This window comes from Nitrospira sp., assembly GCA_024760525.1.
GTDB lineage: Bacteria > Nitrospirota > Nitrospiria > Nitrospirales > Nitrospiraceae > Nitrospira_D.
Window position 1 is genome coordinate 3,099,334 of the sequence record CP060499.1, and the last position, 19,249, is coordinate 3,118,582.

The 19,249-nt window shown below is 54.9% G+C and carries 18 protein-coding genes; 6 read left to right on the top strand and 12 right to left on the bottom strand.

Going from position 1 to position 19,249, the window contains the following annotated elements; all coding sequences use genetic code 11:
• Positions 1–33: 33 nt before the first annotated feature.
• Both H8K04_14585 and H8K04_14590 read left to right on the top strand, forming a co-directional pair.
• Positions 34–1,254: a tetratricopeptide repeat protein gene (locus H8K04_14585; protein UVT15038.1), complete on the top strand. Its 1,221-nt coding sequence runs from the start codon at positions 34–36 to the stop codon at positions 1,252–1,254.
• Positions 1,255–1,259: 5 nt separating this feature from the next.
• On the top strand, positions 1,260–3,905 hold the full coding sequence (locus H8K04_14590) for a sigma 54-interacting transcriptional regulator (protein UVT15039.1): 2,646 nt from the start codon (positions 1,260–1,262) through the stop codon (positions 3,903–3,905).
• Between the two features lie 45 nt (positions 3,906–3,950).
• Here the strand turns inward: H8K04_14590 and H8K04_14595 are convergent, their stop codons facing one another.
• The 10 genes from H8K04_14595 to H8K04_14640 form a co-directional block, all read right to left on the bottom strand.
• Positions 3,951–4,502 carry a GNAT family N-acetyltransferase gene (locus H8K04_14595; protein ID UVT15040.1) on the bottom strand — a complete coding sequence of 184 codons (552 nt, stop codon included), beginning with the start codon at positions 4,500–4,502 and terminating at the stop codon, positions 3,951–3,953.
• A gap of 35 nt (positions 4,503–4,537) precedes the next feature.
• Complete coding sequence (locus tag H8K04_14600) at positions 4,538–4,999, bottom strand: DUF3574 domain-containing protein (GenBank protein ID UVT15041.1); 462 nt, start codon at positions 4,997–4,999, stop codon at positions 4,538–4,540.
• Between the two features lie 141 nt (positions 5,000–5,140).
• Positions 5,141–6,166 (bottom strand): toll/interleukin-1 receptor domain-containing protein, encoded by a 1,026-nt coding sequence (locus H8K04_14605; GenBank protein UVT15042.1) that lies wholly within the window; start codon positions 6,164–6,166, stop codon positions 5,141–5,143.
• A 250-nt stretch (positions 6,167–6,416) separates the two neighbouring features.
• Positions 6,417–6,686 (bottom strand): hypothetical protein, encoded by a 270-nt coding sequence (locus H8K04_14610; GenBank protein ID UVT15043.1) that lies wholly within the window; start codon positions 6,684–6,686, stop codon positions 6,417–6,419.
• A gap of 270 nt (positions 6,687–6,956) precedes the next feature.
• The gene (locus H8K04_14615; protein UVT15044.1) at positions 6,957–7,820 is read right to left on the bottom strand and encodes a hypothetical protein; all 864 of its coding nucleotides are present in this window, start codon (positions 7,818–7,820) and stop codon (positions 6,957–6,959) included.
• Between the two features lie 273 nt (positions 7,821–8,093).
• On the bottom strand, positions 8,094–8,765 hold the full coding sequence (locus H8K04_14620) for an isoprenylcysteine carboxylmethyltransferase family protein (GenBank protein UVT15045.1): 672 nt from the start codon (positions 8,763–8,765) through the stop codon (positions 8,094–8,096).
• A gap of 950 nt (positions 8,766–9,715) precedes the next feature.
• Positions 9,716–10,255, bottom strand: coding sequence for a hypothetical protein (locus H8K04_14625; protein ID UVT15046.1), 540 nt, complete (start codon positions 10,253–10,255; stop codon positions 9,716–9,718).
• Positions 10,256–10,506: 251 nt separating this feature from the next.
• Complete coding sequence (locus tag H8K04_14630) at positions 10,507–10,941, bottom strand: hypothetical protein (protein ID UVT15047.1); 435 nt, start codon at positions 10,939–10,941, stop codon at positions 10,507–10,509.
• Between the two features lie 134 nt (positions 10,942–11,075).
• The gene (locus tag H8K04_14635) at positions 11,076–11,615 is read right to left on the bottom strand and encodes a hypothetical protein (protein UVT15048.1); all 540 of its coding nucleotides are present in this window, start codon (positions 11,613–11,615) and stop codon (positions 11,076–11,078) included.
• Positions 11,616–12,029: 414 nt separating this feature from the next.
• Positions 12,030–12,563, bottom strand: a complete 534-nt coding sequence (locus H8K04_14640; protein ID UVT15049.1) for an AAA family ATPase — start codon at positions 12,561–12,563, stop codon at positions 12,030–12,032.
• A gap of 270 nt (positions 12,564–12,833) precedes the next feature.
• Between H8K04_14640 and H8K04_14645 the strand changes: the two genes are divergently transcribed.
• The 4 genes from H8K04_14645 (at position 12,834) to H8K04_14660 (ending at position 15,872) form a co-directional block, all read left to right on the top strand.
• Positions 12,834–13,181 carry a 4Fe-4S dicluster domain-containing protein gene (locus H8K04_14645; protein UVT15050.1) on the top strand — a complete coding sequence of 116 codons (348 nt, stop codon included), beginning with the start codon at positions 12,834–12,836 and terminating at the stop codon, positions 13,179–13,181.
• A 132-nt stretch (positions 13,182–13,313) separates the two neighbouring features.
• Entirely contained in the window at positions 13,314–13,616 is a 303-nt protein-coding gene (locus tag H8K04_14650; GenBank protein UVT15051.1) for a hypothetical protein, read from the top strand.
• 191 nt (positions 13,617–13,807) lie between these two features.
• Entirely contained in the window at positions 13,808–14,908 is a 1,101-nt protein-coding gene (locus tag H8K04_14655) for a hypothetical protein (GenBank protein UVT15052.1), read from the top strand.
• 172 nt (positions 14,909–15,080) lie between these two features.
• Positions 15,081–15,872, top strand: coding sequence for a hypothetical protein (locus H8K04_14660; GenBank protein UVT15053.1), 792 nt, complete (start codon positions 15,081–15,083; stop codon positions 15,870–15,872).
• Between the two features lie 101 nt (positions 15,873–15,973).
• On the opposite strand, the gene H8K04_14665 is transcribed toward H8K04_14660, so the two are convergent.
• On the bottom strand, positions 15,974–18,391 hold the full coding sequence (locus H8K04_14665; protein ID UVT15054.1) for a hypothetical protein: 2,418 nt from the start codon (positions 18,389–18,391) through the stop codon (positions 15,974–15,976).
• Positions 18,321–19,109 (bottom strand): SIR2 family protein, encoded by a 789-nt coding sequence (locus H8K04_14670; GenBank protein ID UVT15055.1) that lies wholly within the window; start codon positions 19,107–19,109, stop codon positions 18,321–18,323. The genes H8K04_14665 and H8K04_14670 overlap by 71 nt, the downstream gene beginning before the upstream one ends.
• Positions 19,110–19,249 lie beyond the last annotated feature (140 nt).

Here is a 19,249-nt window from a genome sequence, read left to right on the forward strand (position 1 = left end):
AGTGACTCGCTCCCGACGTATGAAAGTTAGGCAATGCATCACGGATTGATCCTGTTGTCCCTTACCGTCGCCGCACTCGTTTTCTCGCCGTTTCCTGCTTTCTCACATGCACCGGGAGAGCATAATTCATCAGGCGACGGAGAGGCCGCTGAGTCATCAGCGTCAGTTCCCGGACTGTGGTTCAACGAGCGACCTGATGCCGTGACAGCCCTCGAAGCGTTGCGTCGGACCGTCCGCCTTTTGCCGGATGTCCCGGATTACCGGTTGAAACTAGCCGACGCGCTTCTTCACATCGGTGATCTGGACGCTGCCATCGAAGAATGTCACTCCGCCATCAAGCTGCAGCAGGATGACGGAAACGCACATCTCCAACTTGGCCTGCTCCTCACGGTGAAACAAGACTGGCGTGCAGCTGCCTCCGCGCTGAAAGAGGCGATCAGGCTGGAACCGGCCTCGCCTCACGCCCATTACAGCCTGGGAGGTGTCCACTACTCGCTCGGCAATGTGACTGCGGCCGTTCAGTCCTATCGACGGGCGCTCGAACTGCGTCCCCACTTTCTCGATGCCCATTACCGCTTGGCGCTGCTGCTGAAAGTCACTGGGCAGACGCGAGAAGCCGCGCAACATCTGGAGACGGCGGCGGCCGGCGGAGTGCCGCAAGCTCGGTTATTTCTCGGTAACGCCTATAAAAATGGGCAGGGAGTTGAGAAAAACCTGGAGCTGGCGATTTTTTGGTGGATGCAAGCCGCTGATCTCGGCCAACAAACTGCCGCCGATGCGTTGTCCAAGGCGAGACGCCAGGCGTTATCCTCTGAGTCCACAAAACAGCATCGAATGGAATGGCAGAAAGCCTTGCGGGGCTATCGCAATGTACTATGGAACGAATTTCCCGATATCAGTCGTCCGACAGAACAGCAATCGTTGGGAAAGATTCTCCTTGAGCAGAGCCGGGCGGAAGACGCAGTTCCGGTTCTACTGAAGGAATGTTTCGCGCTGAGCGAAGAGGCGCAAGCTCAATTGGCCACACTCTATGAAACGGGATGGGACCAATACCTGAAGCCGTTCGACAAGAACATTCTCAGCTGCTTCGAATCCACCTCATCGGACGGTTTCATCCCGGCGAAGAAAGCCCTGACTCGCATCTATGCAAAAGGACTCGGGCTCGATGCCGATGTCGCAAAAGCCAAAGCGACTCTCAAAGGCATCCCGAAACAAGAAGCACAATCTCTGCTCGATGAGCTAGGCGTCCGCTAGTTCATATGCGTGATCCCAAAAACCTTTGGCGTCTGTTTCTCACGTCTGTTCCTCTGCAAGCGCTGGGCATAGGCGTACTGGCCACGCTCCTTTCAGCGACGCTGTGGTCCGCCGCCTCGGCGACCTTTACGGCGCTGGATTATGCCGCCTACGACGCCTGGCTTCGCCACCGCACAACCATCGGCGTGAATCCCTCTTTGACCGTTGTTGTTCGGGACGCAGCCAGTGAGGAACGCTTCGGCTCGGGCCCGTGGGACCGCGCCATCCTGGCACAGCTGATTGTCGCTCTACATGAAGCGGGTTCCGCCTCGATCGGCATCGACCATCGGCTGGATCATGCGAGTCCTGCTCAGCGCGGAGGAGCTGCAAGCGATACGCTCTTGCTGGAAGCTCTTCGTACGGCTTCACCCGTGGTCCTGATGTACGATACGGACTCATTCCTTCAGTCGGAGGCCGTGATCGCCGGGCACGCGGCGGTCGGGAGCGATCCTGATCACGTCTCCCGTCGCATTCCGCTGTTTATCAGGGTTGGAACTCAAACCGTACCGGCCTTCGGTTCGATGCTGCACGACGTATTTCGCCGGCAAACCGCAGCGCCCACGCAGTTGGGTTCCGGCCCTCCTGATGCGACGGTGCTGCTCAACATCGTCGGCGATGGATCACTCGCTGCTCTTCAGCCCATTCCACTGTCATCGGTCTGGGAGACGATCCAACGCCATGATGAGCCGCAACTGGAGACCTGGTTCAAAGACAAAGTCGTCGTGATTCGTTCGAGCCCCTCAAGCCCGGAAACATGGCTCTTGCCGTCCAACTCTTCGGTCGACGGCATGACCGCCCACCTCCATCACTTGAATGCCTTGCTCAACCATGAACAAATCCGTGCTCTCCATTGGTTCGGCAACTTCATCATCACCCTATTGGTGGCGTCGCTTGTCGCGTGGTGCCTCTTGCACCATCGCGGAACGATCGGCCTCTTGCTTGCCGGTGCTGTCGTCGTACTTTATGGCATACTGAGCGTCATCGTCTTGAGCACGATATCGCTCGTGACACCGGTCGCACTCCCGCTGACGACCTCCCTGTTCGTCTTCATCGGCACGACGGCCTGGGCGAATCTGACGGCAAGCACACGCCTGATCCTGATCGAGCGAGACATGATCCGTGTCCAACAAGAGTCTGCTGCCGTCAGAGAAGCACTGGTTCTTCGTGAGGATCGGGCGGAAGCGCTTCAGGAAGACTTAGAAGCAGCCAAAGCGACAATTGCCTATTCCACAGGCCGACAGGAAGAGTTGGCCAGAACGACAGCGGCACTGCGGACCCAAATCGCAGAGACTCAGAACCAAGAACAGGAAGCTCGCCGATACCTGCGGGACCTGGAAGGACAGCTCGCCGATCTCCAAGCGGCAAGCACCGTCTCCAATACCATCAGCGATGCGGAACTCGCGCGGCTTCAAGCCGAATCGGGCCGTTTTGGAATCATCACACAGGATCGCGCTCTGCTTCGCTTGTTTCACGACCTCAAGAAGAGCGCCAAGTCTCCGCTGACCGTTCTGCTTCTCGGGGAACCGGGAACCGGCAAGGAGCTCTTTGCCCGTGCCGTCCACCGGCTCAGCCTCCGATCAGGGAACACCTTCGTCGCCGTCAATATGGCGGCGATCTCTCCGGAGTTGTTTGAGAGCGAACTCTTTGGCCATATGAAAGGGAGTTTCACCGGCGCAACGGCTGATCGCCGGGGCTATTTCGGACTCGCCGACCACGGCACGATCTTTCTGGACGAAATCGGCGATCTCCGGATGGATCATCAGAGTAAGCTGCTGCGGGTGCTGCAAGACAAGTCATTCTATCGAGTCGGCGCCACCACGACGACCACAGTGGATGTTCGTATCGTGGCCGCGACCAACCGCGACCTACGGAAAGGGGTGTCGGAGGGATGGTTTCGTGAGGACTTGTATTTCAGGCTGAATGGGATGGTCTTCCACCTCCCGCCGCTGCGTCAACGTATGGGAGACATTCCGCTTCTCGCCGACATCTTCGTGAGGCAAGTCGCCGAACAGCTAGGGAGGCCGGTTCCAAAGGTGACGAACGAAGCGCTTCGTGCATTGACCGAGCATGAATGGAGAGGCAACGTGCGCGAGCTCCGCCACTGTTTGGAACAGGCCGTGACCCTGAACGACGGCCCCTTCTTAACCAAAGAGGCACTGAGGCTAGGCGATGAACGTGCGCGACTGACTGAGCGCGCGAAACAGATTTTCCCCGACCCTGCCGGCGATGCCGCGGTCCTGAACTGTCTGAGAGAGCACGGCTTCGACATGCAGGCCACGGCCACCACCCTTGGTTGGGACCGCAGTACCGTCACACAACGTTTGAAGGGGCTCTGTTTCCAAGCGCTGGTGGATTCAAAGGGCGACCAGACTAAGGCTGCACTGACCATTGCCGGTGATTCGAGCCGTTTACGAACTGCTGAATTGAAACTCAGAGACTACTATGGTCATCTGCAGTCCGTGATCGAACCGTTCTCCACCGCCGAAGACGCTCTTGCCGATTGCAGACGCCGTTTCAAGAATCTTCCCGAACGCCACTTCACGGCTGTGGAGACGCTGGTGCGACGATATTTTCAGCATGGTCGGCTGGAATCAATTGAATTGACACATTGACCTCCACTTCCTCTTCAGCCGACAAGCGAGACATTCAGGAAGCCGCTAGGTCTCTAGCGTTCGAAACATAATGATCGCGTCCTGGTACGTGTCGTCGTTCTTGCGGACCGCGCCGGGAATCACGCCAAGATGCCGAAACCCAAGTTGCTCCCATAGACGGCGAGCGTCGAGATTTTCGGAGAACACCAAATTAAAGATCACACTGCGGTAGCGGAGTTGTCTGGCATAGCTCAACATCGTTTCGCCCAATAGCAGGCCTAAGCCTTTGTTGCGCCATTCCGGCGCGACGACGAAGCCGGCATTCGCCACATGCCCTGCCCGTCCAGGCCAGTTGGATTTCAGATAAAATGCGCCGGCCATTTCGGGCACCTGCTTTCGATCCGGTACATATGCCACCACCGTTTTCTTCCCGCGAAACCAATAGTCCATGAATTCGTCATGTATGGGGAAGCGATCGTGGGGATAGGAATTTCCTTCCTCTACAATCTTGCGATACAGCGTCTTGAGGGGTTCAACATCTCGCTCATCGGCCAGAGATAGCTGAACCGTAGATCCGTCCCTGAGGGTGGAGTGAACGGGGAACAATGGATCAGGCATGCGACACCGTGAACGGCCTTCGCGCGGGTCGTTGGCTAGAGAGATGAGCAGGCATGGGACCTGACACGAAGCACCGCTTCCTGCCGGAACCGCGCTTTGTAGGATGCGACGATCTCCTGAACGGCCTTATCCAGCTTGGCGTCGTCAGGATGGACGAGGCTCAGGACATAGGACGGCTCCCGAATGACTTCCCCTGAAGCAGATCGCCATTGGCCGGCGGCTTGCCAGGTTGAAAGCCCTTCCGGAAACCGTGGAGTCACTGTATCGCTCAGAAATTTCGCCCAATCTTCCGGAGTGACATGACCGGATGGCGTTTCTGTTCCGAGGTACAACAACTCTTGGACTGCAAGCTGCCCATCACCACAGGGAGTGATATTCCTGGTGGCGCAGCCCACGGCCGAGACCAGAAGCAGCAGAGAACCCAACACACTCCCAAGCGCGCTGCGAGGAGCTATCCCTGCCGCGATGTGTCTGGGAGCAATGGAATCTATCCGCATGAGAATTGGACCTCCGTGACGTCCGATGAATGGGCGCATGAAGCAATGACAGAGTCTACTGTACCTTCGCACGTTTGGGCGCTCGGCCACAAAGAGAAGCGGCCAGGCTCACTATTCATCTTCTCCGGACCATGAGCCGCTCTATCGCGAAACACGGACTGGGAACCGCCTGGCCGGCCACTCGCTTCCATCGACAAACACCAATTTGACCTGAACATAGGCGGAGGACATCGGAATTTCGACATATGTCTCATCATCCTCCCCTATTCCTGGAGCCCCTGGGCCGGACCAGTCCGGTGTAAATCGAATACGGTGGGACAAGGATTGATCGTCGACAGAATAGTGAATGTATTTCAGACCGTTCTTATAGGACACCAGGTGGGTAACGTAGAGGAGCATCCTCTTCTCCGGATACTCTCTGAACGACACCCATGCGCTTTCGGTTGCTTCCAGGACTGCCTTGGTCTCGGCTGCAATATACTGAACAGCGTCGACACGCAGTGTATAGGGGCCATAGCCGCCCCCCGTGGACGTTGTGTACTTCACAAACAGAGTCCGCGTGCCGGTAAAGAGCGGAACTTCCAGGTGCCATTTCGGTTGAGGAAGCCCGGTCCTTCGGTCACGCACCTGAGAGAATCCGGTGCTCGTGAATATATTCTCCTCCGCAAACCGATAGAAAATCTCCGTGACCGGCTCATGAGTCAGGATTTCGAGAGTCCACATCCAGCCGGAATTGGTGAGGCTGCTGATGATCTTGACGGGCTCAGCAACGAGGAGACGAAGGCGGCTGACTGCGACGACTACGTCGGCCACGAGATCGCCTTGCGGTCGCAGGACCGTGACCGCATGGAGATAGGGAGGGAGTAAATCGGGGGCGAGGTCTGAGGTCATCACCGGGAGAATTCGACCGGATGGATTAACCCACTTCTGTTGAGCGATCCCCAATTCTGTGAGCGCATAACTGCCCGACGACACGGCGTCGCGGCTGACGAGAACGATAAACAACTGACACTCGTCGATCGCGCTTCGGATGCGTGCATGATAGCCTTCACCGGGAGGGAGGGAAGTCCGGTCAAAAAACACCGAATCGCCCTCATTCCGCAGGCCATACGCGATCCGCTCGGCGAGCTCACGATCGGATGACGAATAGGACAGAAATATGTTCATGGGCGCTCAGTGTAATGCTTCTCGACACCTGAGCGAAAGCCAAACGTCCCACCCAATTCGAATTCACCTGCGACAGCACCCTCAATAAACGACCATAAACAGGCGAGAAGTGGCGCCGCTATCCACCGGCGTCGAGAACAACATAATCGCCCAAAAGAGATACGGCTTTGATCTCCGCCTTGTCGTACGGTATAGAACCAAGCTCAAGGATGTCTGATCGCTTGGATCTTTACCCTCTGTGAAGTCAGGACTAGCCTGGCGCAGCTAGGGCTCGCTCGGCTTGTGCGATCGCCTCCCGTAATGTCTTCAGCGCTTTCTCGGTTTTCCTCGCTTTCGGCAGACTATTCACGAACCGAGAAGCCGCTTCCGTCAAGGTTTGCAACGTCTCTCTCGTATCATCCGGCTTGCTCAATTTCTCCGATGCCGCCGCGCGCGCCATGGCCAGCCGTCGGCGTGGGCCCACGTATGGTTCGGGAGCAATTGGATTATCTTTTTCGAGTTCCGGCCGTCTGAATATCATGTGCGTCCTCCATGAAGAGAGGCAACGTATCATAGGTGCCGAGCGCTTTGCAGCGGGACATCCTGTAACTCCGATGCATGAATCGTCGTCAACACCATCGCTTGGTTGAGAAAAACACGACGCGACCGAATCAAACACCCGGCTTGCGAGGAGTTATCCTGATTGACGAAAAGAAAGGGGGACTTTGCGTCCCCCCGAGTTAATGCGACTCCTCTCAAGATATGGAAGAGTACTTAGCTCAACCGACTTGGCTGCTTCCGGCCCAGCGGTTTACGGCTCGACTTGACGAAGGTTCGGCGCGCGCAAGGACCGCAAGCCGGCCGCGATGGCTTCGAGTTCAGAGCGTGCCCCGCTCCGGCGCATCGCCTCATCGAGTGTCGAGCGGAGATCGGTCCGGACGTCAGGCAAGCGCGTGACGCGGAACGTGAAACTGTAGTCCGGACCGTATGTCACGTCGCACACACTCTCGCCGCCGCTGCAAGGATTCAGCACGACGGTCTCGATATATTCATCGCCGACGTTGCGCAGGACCGCGTCAAGTTGCTGGACGGACAGATCAACCTGGGCGCTGCCGATGAAGTCATCACCATAGCCATCGTCCGCGCAGTGCGGCCCACCATGCATCGAGGGCCCTCCCGTCAGGCATTTCTTAGGGAATCCGAACATACTGAAGTCCTTCTCCCACATCTCGACCCGAAACTCCAGCGGGGCGGGCTCGCCGGTATCGTTGCATACCGAGGTCTTCCCAAGCACCACGATCCCGGCACGAACAGAAATGACGCAACTCCTAGCCGGCTCAAGCTTATGCGTTTCACCCGAATCGACACTGCCGATCTCATCGGAGACGGTCCAGCCTTTGGCATCGTCGGTACGGATCATGACCTCGTCCGAGCCCAACCAGTCTATACCGCTCTCGTCCCGTGCCTTGAAGCCTAGCGCCTCTATCTTATAGCGCCGCTCGACCCATTCGATCGTGTCCCAGGCAATGTTACTCGATACCTGCTCCGAGGACGGGCCATCCGAACCGGCCGGCTGCGGGCTTCCCTGGGGCTCATGCGCAGACACGACTGCGGAGCCCCCGCACCAGATCGCCATACCGAAACAACAGGCCATGAAACGCATAGTGAATGTCATCGCCAATCTCCTTTTGTCGGGAACGACTATTGATGGAGCTGCATCCTCAGGTTCTTCGTGCTCGATAGCCAGATCTCTCCGCCGGTTTGCGAGGGCAATTCCCCCTCCCTGCGGGAGGGGGGCAAGTCTACCGAAAAGCTCCTGACGACTCCAGTATGGCGGGTTGAGGAAAGCTAGGAATGCTTATAGAAAGAGAGGACTCAATACGTCCGCATGAACAATCGACCACCGATTCTCATGGGGATCACACCGAATGGCGTCCTGACATTCAGCTCATCGGCTGGCTGGTTCATCATCCTCCGGTTCTCGGACCCGCCTTCTCCCTAATGGGCAAAAGCCCGGTGTGACCGCCGCATACTGCTCATAGGCCTCGCCGAACGCCGCACGGGCCTCCGCCTCTTCTGTATAAGCAAGGTGGACGTACAATCCCGCAAGCACAGGGAACATGAGCAATGTCGGTAACGTCGGCCACTGAAGCAGGAAGCCGAGCATGATCATGATGAAGGCCGTGTACTGAGGATGTCTCACCCAGGCATAAGGTCCGGTCACAGCCAGGGTCCGGGCGCGTTGCGCCCAATACAAGATGCGCCATGAAACCGCCAGCAGAATGAGTCCCACAAAGACCAGCACCTCGCTGAAAATATGCAACGGATCGGAATGCGCAGGGCCTTCTCTACCGAGCAGCGTGTGCCAAAAATGGCCGGTATCGTGAGCAAACGGATCGACCTCGGGATAGTGGTTCGCAAGCCATCCTGAGAGGAGATACATGCTCAAGGGAAATCCGTACATCTCTGCAAACAGGGCCACGATAAATGCGGAGAAGGCGCCGAGCGATCGCCAATCGCGCCCTGTGCGCGGGCGCGTGAAGCTGAGCGCGAAAAGAATAAAGAAGACGGAGTTGACGAGGACCAGCCACCACACACCATAGGCTGCATTGCTATCCATAAAAATGGCCTCTGATAGTGCGTTGCAGGCTCAGAACCGCGCCACGTCCTCCATACGATACCAAACCACCGACATACTATCCGAATAGTCAGTCGGTCGTGGTCGATTGTCTCCACACTATCCGGGCATATCCAGACGAGAAGGGGCTCCCAGCTCGCTTGCCCGCCTTTGCCGGAGGGAGTATAGTAATTTCCATGAGTAGAATTGGCTTAAAACGATTCTCCATTTCACCCCGGGGAACCGACTTGGCACTTTGGGTGTTCTTCGCGTGTCTCTGCGTATTGGCGCAAATGATGGGGACACCGGTCACGCTGATCGGACTACTCACATCTGATATACCGGTGGAATCTGTCTCTGAAGACTTTTCGATTGCTCCGATCACGCCCGAACTAGGACCGGCAAGCCGTCCTCGTCTATACGAGAAAACCGAGCCCTTGCTACACCATCCGATCTTCGTGACCTCAGTCTTTCATCCTCCTCAAGCGTAGTTCTCCTTTTCATCACATCATCTCGATACGTCGGTGTTCCGATGTGTGGACCCTAAAGGTGTCGGGCTCATGGTGTTCTGTCTAGGGGGACCTCTTTAGGCTCAGCGCGAGAGTTGCCGGTGCACTGAACGAGCTATAGAGCCACAATCTTGACCGGCAAAGGAGGTGAATGCACATGCCTGGTATGAACGATGCGCTCTCATACTTCTTCTTGGGCATCTTTGTTTTCGCGGTTATTGTGTTTGCCATGATGACGGCGGGCTAAACTCGGCACCTGACTCTCTCCGAGCGTCATGCCCCTCCGAACGAGGAGCATGCTGACAGCGGAGGGAGGCAGCACGACAGAAAAGAAATGTCTGTACGAAAGGCTGAGACGCGGCCTTCTTCTAGGTTTGTGCCGGAGAAGGCCGCTGCACTCGCCGCGATGCGGGAACGAAACCCAAGGACTCGTTCAACGATTTATTAGAATTTGCAGGCGTCCTCTGTGATCTCCGGACCAGGGATCGGGTGTTGGCGAACCTGCTTCACATAGTTGCGGCAATCCATCTCGGCGCCTTCTTTCGTCGATTTGCCTTCGCTGACCAACCGACGCCATTGGGCGATCCGATCGGCAAACGGGTCGTACACACAAACATCCTTCCCAGAGAGGTTCCCGGACAGTTGTTTACACTTGGTCACCCAAAGTTCCGGTGTCAGCGCTCCGCTTTCCGTGGACCTGGTCAGTTCGTAGAGTTTGTCGGCAAATGACCCGAATTCGCAGACGGCAGGATCCACCGGTGGCGGCGCCGCGTGATTCCGATCGACCGTATTCAGCATCTGGCGACAGCTGGTTTCCCCGGCTTCCTTCGAAATCAGACCCTTCTCGATCTGCTGCTTGGTTTCCGTCCGCCGCTCATCGAACTCGGATTTGGACAGAAGGGCCGGGGCCCCGACAAACAAAGCCGTCGTGGTCGGACATCCGGCCAGCACCAAGGGTAAGAGAGCAAGTAGGAATCGTCGCATCGTCAACCTCGCTTCCAAGACTGAACAGGTCACGCGGGTGGCTCGTGCGCGCGATCATACGGACCGCGTCCGTCGAGATCAAGAGTCTGGAGGGATAATGACGCAGCGGAGCGAGAGCAGAGGACGGGTTCAGCCGTCCTAGCCGTCTATCACGGCGTGCACCGCCCTCTGCCGACGAAAACTTTGGCACGGATTCTCAGCATCACGGTGGGTGCGAGCACAATACGCGGCCTTCTCATATTCGGGCTTGGCTAGTCCCCCTTGTGACAGTCTCTGGTGCGCTTGCCATCGAGTTTCATAGTGACCGCTGTGCTTTTCCCCGATTTCGCCTTCGTCGTGCGCACGATGGAAAACTCGGAACTGGACACGGTCCCCTCGACATGCGTCGTCGTAAAGGAGGTCTCGACGTCATAGCTGATCGCACCTCCTTGCGACGCGTAATTGATGACCTTATGGTCAGGGAAGGGTTTATATGGCTTCGCGAATGCATAATTAAAGACGCTATCAGGGTCAGCGACGTGTTCGACGGTCACACAGCGCTTACGTGTCTGGGTTCCACCCCCGGGCGCACCGGAGACTACCACCTCATAGTATCCCGGTGTGAGCGGCGCCGTTTCTGCCGGCGCCGGTCCCGTCCAAAACGCCAACACCGCGGTCGTCGCGAGGCCCACAGACAATACATTCACGTGCCTGCCTCCTTGTCCGTTGAAGATGAAGGACCCTATTCTCCCCGTCTCTCCTCCCGCGCCGCAGTCTCGATGGTCGAGTGATAGAATCCGTCGGCTACCGTCCTGTCTTCAGCACACCGCTCGACCAATTCTCAGGGAACGTGCGCAGCCGCCTTGTCCAAAAGGGCTTTTGCCTGATCAATGGTGAGCGCCTTGGTCGGGCTCATGAATTGTATCGAAAGACCGTGGCCCTTTGCCCCGCCCGCACAGGTGGACAAGTACATGCCGTCCTTGGCGGAGGGCGGAGGTGACAGAGTGGAACACGAGGCCTGGGGAAAATCCTTCGAAACCTCCTTGTAGTTCGCCTTCTTGAGGTTGTTGACTCCTACGTTATCTTTCGACATCTTGAGCAATTGGTCGATCTCTTGATCGGTGATGGGTCCGACGTACCAGCCGATGGAGACTTGTCCGGTGTGAGTAGGGACACTCAGCAGACAGCCAAGCGTTTTGATGACCCTGTTCGGGCCTGCCGGAACATCGTCAAATTTTAGCGGCTGGGTGACGCCCAATGGGCCGCCGATGACACTGTCGACGTCGCCGGAGGTCAGCAAAGAGCACGCCGATTGTTCTATAGCAGCAGCGGGCGAGGTGATCGCCGCTGCCAGAATTAGGGCTAGGCTTAATGGCAGCATGAGAGGCTCCTTGACTCAGATTTCGCTAGGCCGCGTCGCCCATAGATTACTTGTAACCCGCAAGGACGTCCCTACCTACCCAATTGGTGAGGAAGTCTAACGTAAAGTCACCTCGATATCTAGTCATACATTATTAGGTTGTTTAAACTAGCCATCGCACTCATCGTGCCGTTGCAGTGACCTTGCCTAAACTACTTGCCCCTTGTTCTTAAGGGTGGAATGAACCGGTCCTCTATCGAATTTGGAAGGAGGATCGACAAATCAAAGCTTCTTCGACCCGAAGATTTAGAGCGAAGGAGCAACAGACGGGAAAGAAGGTTCGGTGCGAGCCCCGGAGAGCCCATCGGCATGATCAGCGTCGATCGGGAAGCCTACGCCCGCAAGTGAAGTAGTCGGGGTTCACAGCCCCGGCAATCAAACCTTTCGGTGGGAAAGGCGCTCCACGACTTGCTGGACTCGTTCCGCTTTCGTGCCTGTGATTTCAAGCACGACCATCTCAAGGTCGAACATATTGTCGAGGAGAATCTCCCGAAGCTTTTCATCAACGGCGATTCTGAAGTCGTCATCTTCGGACAAGGGAACGGGGATCCGGTGCTCCATTGGCAAGAAGACGATCAAGTCGAGGGCGCTCACTGTCTCGCGGAGTTGTGGTAACCAGACACGCACATTGAACGACTCAGAATCTGCCAGGCAAAGAGCATAGGCCACGAAATCCAGGGGGCATCGGTCAAGAATGACATTATGGCGCCGCTCACGAACCAATTGCAGGGAGCGGGTGAGTTGCGCTTCGAAATCTTCAAGCGTCGGCACGTCCCCAAAATCATACCCCTCTTCTTCCAGCACATAATACGGTTCCGCTATCGATTCCCAATGTGGCAATCGTTCAATCACATCATCCACAAGGGTGGATTTGCCTACGCAGTGCGTACCGGAAATAGCGATTTGCATCAGAACAGAAGGCATCCCATGGTTCAGCAAGAATATCAGATCTCGGATCGGGATCTTTGGCAACCGGACAATAATGTACGAAAGAACCGGGGGCTGACCCCGTAAACCTCTCTTCCCCGGCAGTTCTACGTATCGACCGCCGCATTGACAGAGGCGCTTACGAAAGTGCAACATACGCATTCCGTCATCAAGGGTGTGTGCGGGTAATAAGATGGATAAAGAGAACGTGCGGCGCTGTGTTAAATCTTAGACAATAAGGAGGCCAGGATCATGGCTCTGCTGATTACCGAAGAATGTATCAACTGTGGCGCCTGCCTGCCGGAATGTCCTAACGAGGCCATCTTCGAAACTCGCAGTGATGCGGAGTCGAAGGGAAATCATGTGGGCGACGGCCAGGGGGTGGGGGACAGCATTTACGTGATTACTCACGATCGGTGTACCGAGTGTGTCGGCCATTTTGACGAACCTCAATGCGCGGCCGTCTGTCCGGTCGATAATTGTTGTATTTCTGATCCAGCGTATCCGGAGGGGACCGATGTCCTGCTGGAAAAGGCGAAGACACTCAACCCTGACAAGCCGATCGATCCGGCAAAGGTTTGGAGCGGCGTACGGAACTGATCTCCACGTTGAGGCTCCGTGCCGCTCCAGCAGGCTGAACGAAGCTGGCAGGACTTTTTCAGCATCCTGCCAGGATGGTGAAAGACTGCCAATATAGTCTCGGTTGCCTTGGCTTAACCGGAACCATTAGTCATGGCTGATAAAGTTCCAAGGTTTTTGACCAACGCAACCGTCATCAAGGTGTTGGCGAAGGTTTTTGCATTCCAAGCCATCGAGATCAATCTCTTGCGTTCCCATGCCGGAATATCCGATGCGAATTGGAAAACCCTGAAGCGGGACGCGTTTAAGAAAACCTATGCGAAGCAACGGGCCTTTTATGAGGATCGCTTGACGGGCGCATTCGCGCTGGAGCACATTTCCCAGTCTGAACGTGAGACAAGACTGCTTGAACTCTGGCTGAAACAGAGCGAGGAGTCCCCCAAAGACGAATCTTAGGCTCGAATCATACCGATTCAGCGATACCTGCATGACGGCCTAATCCAAAGAAGAGAGTTCGATCCCTCACCGCTCGCTGCACAGAGCACGACTTGGCCTCAACTTTCCTCCGCTAGTGGTCCTGCATGCGGCCAAAACGCATTGTAAATCTTTCAACCACGTTCTTACTCGGTCAGGCTGAGGAGCAACACATGCCCAATCGCACGATTGATTCCTTCGAGCCGGTTTCGTTCGCCCATCCGATTTCAGACACCTCAAAACGCGCGGCTATGTGCCGCCTCGTCGAAGCCTCGCATGCGCTGACCAGAGCGAGACGAGCGTTTACCGAACTGAAGCGTGAGGGGCATGACCGGCTCGACGACCGTGTACTGTCGCGCCTCCAACGACGAGTCGACGCAGTCGCGACCCTCACCAACGACGTGGTCAAAGATCTGAAGCTCCTGGGGATCGACAAGAAAGCTCCATTCATTGAAGTGACTGGTGAACGCGTCTCGCTTCAAGATATCTCGCGGCGAGTCAGTCGAATCCAAAAAGACTTGCGGGAGAAGAAAGTTGACGATTCGTTTGGGGAGATCGTCGATGCGATTACCGATCCTGATGACGATAATCATCCCGGCCGTCTTAATCCCACCGGCTTCTGGGGAATTTTCATCGTCGCGATTGCAAAGGCGGCCGTGGCTGTGGCTAGTGGCGCCTTAAACGACACCACCGACGATGAAGCACGCAAACTTATCGGTCATGCGCTTCCGGAGGACCTGGAGCGTATGGAGGTCCCGTCGCTCATCAAACTGCTGAACGACTTGTGCGACGGTTCAACGTGGGATGACGACGAACGAGCCATACTGAAGGTCCTGCGCGCCTTAAGCAACAACTGTTCAAAGATGGGCAACGTGGTCAAAGGGGTGGGGTTGGATAAACTGCTTTGGTGTGTAGACGGCGAGGAGTGGGATGAAATGGTTATCGTCCTGCTGAAGTGCGGACTCATCAGCTTCAAGACCATGGACGACGACGCGTCTCGACTCTTTGTCACCACGCACACATACTATCAACTTTCCCATTTACATATCGGAGCGGTTCATCAGCTGATCCTCAATATGTTTGCGGGCTCATGTGGTGATGACGATGAACAGGCGATTCTCAAGTTGGTTGGATCCCAGGTCGCGCCGAAACTTCATCAACTCATCGCGATGCCTGGAACCGACGTGGGTGCCTTCGATTACAACTTCGACGGCGATGAGTGGGACACCCTCGAAGCGCTCTTCGCCGCGAACGGTATCGTACTGGACCCATAGAAATCGAAAGGCGGGGTTCGGAGATCTACAGACGAAGAACAAAGGGGTCTGACCCCGTACATTCGATTCCTCGTTCTCTTACAGATCCTCATCAAGTTGACAGCCATGACGACCAGCCATATAGTCCCCGTAGGAAAAGCGTAGCTCACATAACCATTCCACCAAGGTGCGCATGAAGACGGCACTGGTACAACGAGCAGTTGTGGCCAGCCTAGTCGCCGCCGCGGTCGTGGCGTCTGCGCAAGAACCACAAATCCCAGTCGGCAACTGGCAATCACCGGGCCACGCAACCTTCACCAACCCCGCCCTGACAGGTGCCGCGTTATACCTCAACATCGATGTGGGAAAAGACGGCGCTTTCCGTGGAAATTGGGGGCAGTACTTCTGCACTGCCTACCCGGGCGTCTACGGGATATCCATTTATTCGTGCAACCGGATAGGAAGCAATCGGGTTACCGGCAGGTTCGGCCAGGATAGCCAGGGCGTGATCGAGTTGGACAGCCTTGGCCGCAGCACATTCACATGGATAGCGTCTGGCGACGAACTGACCATAACCCTGCCCAAGAACTGGCAGGGGGAAGATGCCATCCTTTACAGCGGGCGTTTGACCCGGGACGGCAAGCCCAAACCTGACGCCCCTGCAGCCCCCCGTGATGAAGGCCCACTGCCGTCTGCCAACCAGCTCTATCGCGAATTTAAAAAGGACGCCGATGCGGCCCTCGCACGTCACGGAGGCAAGACCTTGGTGCTGGAGGGACGCCGGGGTCCGTTGTTCGAACTCAGCGACGGCGGCGTGGCTATTCACATCGCCGATGGTTTCACCAGCCGAGCGCTGGTTCTGTACTTCCCGAATCTGAAGGACATCGAGGGGATCAGCGAAGACGAGCTGTTTAAATTCAGATGCATCGTCACAAGCTTCGAGTACGAATACGTGCACCTGGACAGCTGCTCCATCATGCGGTGATACGGAACACGACTGTGAAGATATCGCCAATGTTGATGAGGTCCTCGGTTCCGTCGGCGGAGAAAAACAAACGGGTTCCGACCCCTTAAACTGCTTCAGGTTTACCTACTTTGCCCCTCTAATCCAATATCGATTGCGACCGCTCCTCCAAGGGAAAATCCGATCCGAAATCGCACTCGTTTCTCACTCGACAAATCATCCCACACATTCCCAATGGTGTTATTGCGATGAAAAAATATCCAGTCGCCTGATCCGTCGAGCCGAACATAACCATGCGTTGATTCTATTCGTGCAACAGATCCCAGAAACTGCATCTGCTGTCCAGACACTTTGATGACATCTCGTATGCGAACACGCTCACTATGCGGGAGAGCAATGCCTCTCAAATGGCGGAAGACCTCCTCAGCCTCCGTTTTCAGCTCGTCTGTCCCAACCTCCCAGGCAAAACGAGCAAACCAAAATTGCGATTCATAGTTAGAGTCCCACCTAGTAAAAGCCCGGCGGTAATAGTGCACCAAGTCTTCTATTTTTCGATTCGCTTCAAATTTCCTTTCGATCTCAGCGAGCATGTAGTTCAATCGCTTATCATTACGATTGGTTGCCAATGCCTCTGAAACGACCAACTTTGCTTCACTGAATTGACCTCGGCGCAGTAAAATTGCCGCCAGACTCGTTGTAATGAATGGGTCTCGCTGGTTGGCTTTGTGAGCTTTAGCTAAGGCATTGTAGGTTCGCGTGTCGTCCTCCAGAACATGGGCTAATCTAGCCTCCAAGGTTGCGATGTGCGAACCACCCGGGTATCTTTGGCGTGCCTCAATGATGATTTTTTCTGCGTCACGAATTGCTTCATCAACATCACGATCGGTTGCTGTAGCTTCTTTAACGAAATCTGCAACGTTTTCAATGGCTATGTTGGCACGGGTGGCTAGTGCAAACTTGCCCGATGGTCCTTCCATGTTAATAAGTTGAAGCAATGACATCGCTTGAGCTCTGTGCTTCCTTCTCTCAAGCATTTCTGTTGCATTCTCTGCACGTTTTCGCATTACTTCTGCAAAAGTATGAATTACCGACTCATCTCTCGGATCCAAATCTCTTGCTTTCAATAACAGTGCGCTAGCCATTTGGAGATCTCCCTCAGGCCTGATGCGTTCGTAGTTAGCTCGTTGCTGCAACAGGTACACACTATTTTCCCCCATTACTTGAACCGCTGACTGATACAGTGCTGCCGCATCTTGATGGGTCGGAAATAGTTCATGCACAGTACGAGCTCGCAAAAGTCCTTTGAGCGCTTGTAGGTCTGTAGAGTAAATCGGATTCAGTGCGTGCAATAATCTAACAATTTCATTGTACCTATCTGTTGGATCAACCAACACGCGTCTAAAAACGATCTCTGCGATTTCAGGATGCCTCGTGCGATATGCCATATCGCCCCATGGCAATTCTATGGGATGGACAACATGTTCAAGAGGCTTGAACAGTTTTTGAGTAAATTGCTCGAATGGTATTTCATGGACCCTCGAAATTACGCCTGCTCTCACCGGCACTTTTAATCGATTTAGAACGCAAACGGTAAGATATAAGCGCTGGGCTTCTTGCGGGATGATTCTCTTGTACTCATCGTACAGAATTTCCTCAAAAGGTTTCCCAAACGTAGCTACATGAAGGGCAACTAGCAGTTGTCGCTCAGCTTGCTTGGCAAACTCTTCAATGCGCTCATTGCGGGACAGCTTAATAAGTCTATTGCCCAGGGCGTCATGCTTTTCAAGAAGGTCAACAAGAGACCCTATTTCTTTTTCATTCAGATATCCGAGAGTGTGCTCCCCTGACAAATAATCCTCGAGCGCCTCGCACCGTACATTCCATTCATTGACCCGCTCTCCGGTTATGAATGTCACTCGAACTTTTCTCTGACGAACGTCTGTCAACAATCGTGCAAGTTCTGCTGGCTCACTGGCTGCATTTTCAACAAATATGAAAACTCTTTGTCCTGTGCACACACTCAATTCTTGGATAGCGCTCGCCTCAGGCAACCTCCCAGCTCGCGCGTATAGAACTAATGCTCCGGCTTGAATGGAAGCATCCCAGGCCGTCCTCCTCAATATCACCGACTTCCCTGCTCCGGCTTCTGCCTTGACCAGGTAAAGCTCGAGTGCTGTGAGTCGATCTTCCTCTGGACGAAGGAAGACATCGTCAATCAGTTGCGTGCTAAGGCTGCGGCGAACATCCAAATTTGCTTGGATTGGATACCACCCTAGTCCGAAACCCGAATAAAACTGCTTTGGATCCCCATGTTCAATGGCCATTCCTTCGTGTACATACTCCCAGTCATATTGGAGCGATTCCAGCAGAGCACGAGTCGGAGGCGATTGAGTAATGAAATGCTTTCGTATTGGGTGGTCAGCTTCGATACGCTTGAGCAATGGTCTCAGCTGGCGTGGTATTGAAGCATCAAGCTTCTCTAAAAACTGGGCATAGGACATTTTTGAGAACTGTGATGCTTTTCTTTCCCCAGAAATCACGCTCAAGATCATCGACTTCGGGGCGGACAATATAGAAACGCGGGTGTCCGCCTAAGTTATTGATGAGATCGAGAAGGAGTCTTCGGAGATCGAAATCACGAATAGAATGCCCTATAAAAATTAGAGTATTTTCAGTTGCCCATTCTTCAAGCATTTGAAACACGCGAGTGCGATTCGTCCGATGAGTCACATACTGATCGACTGTGAGGATTAGTGGCAGCTTCTCGTCGTGCGTGCGGGTAACACAACCATGGAGTTTAAGCAAACCAACGCATGACGGATCTCGTAGTTTCGCGTCTACCTTATCTTCGTTTGAGAGAAAAGGTACGACCTGTTGGATTCTGTTGTGCACGGATTCGTAACTTGTCTCGACTATCCTGTCGTAATTGGTAGTTGCTATTCCCCGCCACCTAAAAGTTGGGACCAATTTGTGATGCGGTCCGGGGTCGGGATTTAGGAATTGAGAAGCAACAAAATCCTGCACGATCGACAGGCTCGATGCAGATATCGCCAATTCAGCGATCCACGCCAGATCACTACCTGAAAACTGATCGCCCAAGAATTTCTCAGCAATAGATTTTGCAAGGACGTCTGTTGAGGGAACTGTCCCGCCGCCAATTCTTTTTACACCCAGCGAGGCACCCGCTCCTAATACAAGCACTACCCTTCCTTCACGAACTTGATCAATGAGATGTCGGGGAATTTCTGACTCTGCCACAGAAGGCTCCTATCGGCTGTTTCCGGAAGGGCAAGTCTACTGCAAAGTCTCATAGGTATCCAGCGCCTGTATTTGGTAGGGTCAGAGTATTCAAACTGATCCTCCCGCAAGACCGCAGCAAGTGAAGAGGCGAAGGCGTA

Excerpts from the sequence above, each read along its gene's own strand:
- H8K04_14585 (UVT15038.1), top strand. The coding sequence starts at position 34 with ATGCATCACGGATTGATCCTGTTGTCCCTTACCGTCGCCGCACTCGTT.
- H8K04_14590 (UVT15039.1), top strand. The coding sequence starts at position 1,260 with ATGCGTGATCCCAAAAACCTTTGGCGTCTGTTTCTCACGTCTGTTCCT.
- H8K04_14595 (UVT15040.1), bottom strand. The coding sequence starts at position 4,502 with ATGCCTGATCCATTGTTCCCCGTTCACTCCACCCTCAGGGACGGATCT.
- H8K04_14600 (UVT15041.1), bottom strand. The coding sequence starts at position 4,999 with ATGCGGATAGATTCCATTGCTCCCAGACACATCGCGGCAGGGATAGCT.
- H8K04_14605 (UVT15042.1), bottom strand. The coding sequence starts at position 6,166 with ATGAACATATTTCTGTCCTATTCGTCATCCGATCGTGAGCTCGCCGAG.
- H8K04_14610 (UVT15043.1), bottom strand. The coding sequence starts at position 6,686 with ATGATATTCAGACGGCCGGAACTCGAAAAAGATAATCCAATTGCTCCC.
- H8K04_14615 (UVT15044.1), bottom strand. The coding sequence starts at position 7,820 with ATGACATTCACTATGCGTTTCATGGCCTGTTGTTTCGGTATGGCGATC.
- H8K04_14620 (UVT15045.1), bottom strand. The coding sequence starts at position 8,765 with ATGGATAGCAATGCAGCCTATGGTGTGTGGTGGCTGGTCCTCGTCAAC.
- H8K04_14625 (UVT15046.1), bottom strand. The coding sequence starts at position 10,255 with ATGCGACGATTCCTACTTGCTCTCTTACCCTTGGTGCTGGCCGGATGT.
- H8K04_14635 (UVT15048.1), bottom strand. The coding sequence starts at position 11,615 with ATGCTGCCATTAAGCCTAGCCCTAATTCTGGCAGCGGCGATCACCTCG.
- H8K04_14640 (UVT15049.1), bottom strand. The coding sequence starts at position 12,563 with ATGCAAATCGCTATTTCCGGTACGCACTGCGTAGGCAAATCCACCCTT.
- H8K04_14645 (UVT15050.1), top strand. The coding sequence starts at position 12,834 with ATGGCTCTGCTGATTACCGAAGAATGTATCAACTGTGGCGCCTGCCTG.
- H8K04_14650 (UVT15051.1), top strand. The coding sequence starts at position 13,314 with ATGGCTGATAAAGTTCCAAGGTTTTTGACCAACGCAACCGTCATCAAG.
- H8K04_14655 (UVT15052.1), top strand. The coding sequence starts at position 13,808 with ATGCCCAATCGCACGATTGATTCCTTCGAGCCGGTTTCGTTCGCCCAT.
- H8K04_14660 (UVT15053.1), top strand. The coding sequence starts at position 15,081 with ATGAAGACGGCACTGGTACAACGAGCAGTTGTGGCCAGCCTAGTCGCC.